The 3,371-nt window shown below is 77.4% G+C and carries 4 protein-coding genes; 1 reads left to right on the top strand and 3 read right to left on the bottom strand.

The features are described 5' to 3' along the window. Positions 1-58: 58 nt before the first annotated feature. Positions 59-982, top strand: coding sequence for an LLM class F420-dependent oxidoreductase (locus tag GTR00_RS17315; RefSeq protein ID WP_166612828.1), 924 nt, complete (start codon positions 59-61; stop codon positions 980-982). A 27-nt stretch (positions 983-1,009) separates the two neighbouring features. Here GTR00_RS17315 and lipB read toward each other — a convergent pair whose 3' ends face one another. From lipB to GTR00_RS17300, 3 genes are all read right to left on the bottom strand, one after another. Continuing rightward, a complete protein-coding gene (gene lipB / locus GTR00_RS17310; protein WP_323132569.1) occupies positions 1,010-1,684 on the bottom strand; it encodes a lipoyl(octanoyl) transferase LipB in 675 nt (224 codons plus the stop codon). A 41-nt stretch (positions 1,685-1,725) separates the two neighbouring features. Then, on the bottom strand, positions 1,726-2,460 hold the full coding sequence (locus GTR00_RS17305; RefSeq protein ID WP_166612827.1) for a Type 1 glutamine amidotransferase-like domain-containing protein: 735 nt from the start codon (positions 2,458-2,460) through the stop codon (positions 1,726-1,728). Next, positions 2,450-3,371 (bottom strand): FAD-dependent oxidoreductase (locus tag GTR00_RS17300; protein WP_166612826.1); only part of this gene is annotated, 922 nt, incomplete at its 5' end. The genes GTR00_RS17300 and GTR00_RS17305, both read right to left, overlap by 11 nt.

The following is a 3,371-nucleotide window of genomic DNA, read 5'->3' as shown; positions in this document are numbered from 1 at the left end:
CGTCACGACGACGACCCTGCCAGAGCGCCGCGCGGGGGGGCGGGGCAGGATCGTCGTCGTGGACCTGCGCATCTTCACCGAGCCCCAGCAGGGCGCCAGCTACGAGACCCTGCGCCGCGTCGCCGTCGCCTCCGAGGAGGCCGGCTACGACGCCTTCTTCCGCTCCGACCACTACCTGACGATGGGCGGCAGCGGCCTGCCCGGCCCCACCGACGCCTGGACGACCCTGGCGGCCCTCGCCCGGGACACCTCCCGCGTGCGCCTGGGCACCCTGGTCACCTCCGCGACCTTCCGCCACCCCGGCGTCCTGGCGATCCAGGTCGCCCAGGTGGACGAGATGTCCGGCGGGCGCGTGGAGCTGGGCCTGGGCACCGGCTGGTACGAGGAGGAGCACGCCGCCTACGGCATCCCGTTCCCGCCGCTGAAGGAGCGCTTCGAGCGCTTCGCCGAGCAGCTGGCCGTCGTCACCGGCCTGTGGGGCACCCCCGTCGGCGAGACGTTCGACTTCACCGGCGAGCACTACCGGCTCGCGGGCTCCCCGGCGCTGCCCAAGCCCGCCCAGGCGAAGGTGCCGATCATCGTCGGCGGCAGCGGCAAGCGGCGCACCCCCGCCCTGGCGGCGCAGTACGCCGACGAGTTCAACCTGCCCTTCGCCGAGCTGGACGACACCCGCGCCGCCGTGCAGCGCGTGCGTGAGGCCTGCGAGGCGCGCGGCCGCGACGCCGGCGAGATCACGTTCTCGGCGGCGCTGGTGCTGTGCTGCGGCCGGGACGAGGCCGAGGTCGTGCGCCGGGCGGGGGCCATCGGCCGCGAACCCGCCGAGCTGCGCGAGCACGGCCTGGCCGGCACCCCCGCCGAGGTCGTCGACACCATCGGCCGCTACGCGCAGGTGGGCATCACCCGCTTCTACCTGCAGGTGATGGACCTGTCCGACCTGGAGCACCTGGACCTGGTGGCCCAGGAGGTCCGCCCGCAGCTGTGAGCCGCGGCCGGCGGCGCGGCGGGCGGCTCAGCCCGCCAGCCCCGCCGCCGGCAGCAGCTCCTCCACCGCGGCGGCCGCCTCCAGCACGCCCACGCGCCGGCCGGAGGCCGAGGACAGGCTCGCCACGCCCGCGTCGGGCAGCCCGCACGGCACGATCGCCCCGAAGCCGCGCAGGTCGGTGTCGCAGTTCAGCGCGAAGCCGTGCATGGTCACCCCGCGCGCCACGCGCACCCCGATCGCGGCGACCTTCGCCTCGCACCGCCCGCCGGGCACCGCCGGGGCGTCCGTGGCCACCCACACCCCGGTGCGCTCCGGCACCCGGAACGCCTCCACCCCGAAGCGCGCCGCCACGTCGACGAGCAGCTGCTCCACCCGGCGCACGTACCCCACCACGTCCATCGGCGAGCGCAGCCGCACCAGCGGGTAGCCGACCAGCTGCCCGGGCCCGTGCCAGGTGATGCGGCCCCCGCGGTCCACGTCGACCACGGGGGTGCCGTCCGCCGGGCGCTCCCAGGAGTTCGTGCGCTTGCCGGCGGTGTACACCGGTTCGTGCTCCAGCAGCAGCACCGTGTCGCCGCGCTCGCCGGCGGCGACCTGCGCGTGCAGGGCGCGCTGGCGCTCCCACGCCGCGCCGTACTCCACCAGCGCCCCGCCCAGGTCCCAGCGGCTCACCACAGGGGCGTCCGCGCGCACCGTCGTCACGCGGGCAGCCTACGTCCGCGCCCGCGCGCGGCCGGCGCGCCTCAGGACGGCAACCGGCGCGGCTCCACGCGCGTCTCGACGACCTCGCCGCCCTCGCGGCGCACCACGTAGGCCCCCTTCCCGTCGACCTCCGCCACCGCCTCGACCAGCTCGGTGCCCGCGTACACCAGGCCCACGCCGTCGTCGGTGCAGTGCGTCTCGCCCAGCGTGCCGTCGCCGACCAGCGCGTGCACCAGCGGGCGGCGCCGCTCCTCGGAGTCGTAGTGCACGCCGTTGCCGTACGGCAGCAGCCCCAGGCCGTCCGTCACCGCCCGCAGCTCCGGGCCGAAGGAGTCGGTGGTGCCGCCGGTGAACCAGCAGATCGAGCCGGCGCTGACGCCGCCCAGGACGACCCCGGCCCCCCACGCGGCGCGGAACGCGGTGTCCAGCCCGTGCACCCGCCACACGGCCAGCAGGTTCGCCACCGACCCGCCGCCCACCCACACCACGTCCTGGTCGAGCAGGTGCAGCGCGACGTCGTCCACGGAGGGCATCGGGAACAGGTCCAGCACCGTGGTGTCGAACCCGGCGCGCGCCCCGGCGGCGTGCACCTCCGCCGCCCAGCCGCGCTGGTCGCCGCCCGCGGTGCCCAGGTACGTCAGCCGCGGCCGGCGCGAGGACGGCACCTGCGCCAGGCGCACCGCCTCGTGGGCGGTGCCCGCCCACTCCAGGCCCCCGCGCGCGCCGCGCCGCCACCCGCCCGAGGTGGCCACGATCGTGGGCCGCTCAGCCGGCACGGCGGCGCCCCATCCCCAGGTGGGTCAGGACGCCGTCGGCGGCCCGGCGCCCCGCCACCAGCGCCCCCTGCTGCGAGGGGTTCTCGCGGTGGTCGCCGGTGACGAAGATCCCGTCGCCGACCTCCACCGGGCGCGGGCCGTCGAACGGCGGCTCCAGCACCGGCAGGGCGTGCGGCAGCTCGTGCACGGCGATCAGCTCCCAGCCGGAGGTGCTCGCGCCGTAGACGCGCCCCAGCTGGGCGCGCACCCGCGCCTCGGTCTGCGCGGAGGTGTCGCGGCCCAGCAGCAGGGCGGCCACCAGCCCGCGCCGGTCGCCGGCGGGCACGTAGCTGGGCGCCACCGCGGAGACGACCGCGGTGTTGACCACCGGGCCGTCGCGCTCGCCGTCCAGGTGCAGCAGGCGCTCGCGCGAGGCCGGGGCGGGGGAGGAGGGCGTGACGTACCAGAACGCCGACAGGGCGTGCGAGTCCGGCACCTCCACGCGCGGCACCAGGTGGGTGGCGGCGCCGGCGTCGGTGGCCACGACCACCGCGCGCACGTTCACGCCGCCCGCCGTGGTCTCCGCGACGAGCGAGCGCGGCGCCAGCCCCAGGTGGCGCACCTGGGTGCCCAGCACCACCGAGCCGGGCCGCAGCTGCGCGGCCAGCGCCTCCGGCACCGCCTGCACGCCGCCGGTGGGCAGCCCCGGGGTCTCGCGCAGGAAGCTGCGCACCACCAGGTCCACGAAGCGCCGCGAGGTGGTGCCGTCGACCTCGCCGAGCACGCCGGCCAGGAACGGCTCGATGACCGACCGGCGCAGGTCCCCGTGCACCCCCGCCTCGTCCAGGGCCTCGGCCCACCCGCTGTCGGGGCCGCGCAGGTCCCCGGCGCTGAGCACCCGCCCCACCCAGCGCGCCACCGCGGCCTTCTCC

Origin of the sequence: Kineococcus indalonis (assembly GCF_009906395.1) — a bacterium.
In the GTDB taxonomy this organism is placed as follows: Bacteria; Actinomycetota; Actinomycetes; order Actinomycetales; family Kineococcaceae; genus Kineococcus; species Kineococcus indalonis.
This window is presented reverse-complemented; position numbering and strand designations above follow the sequence as displayed.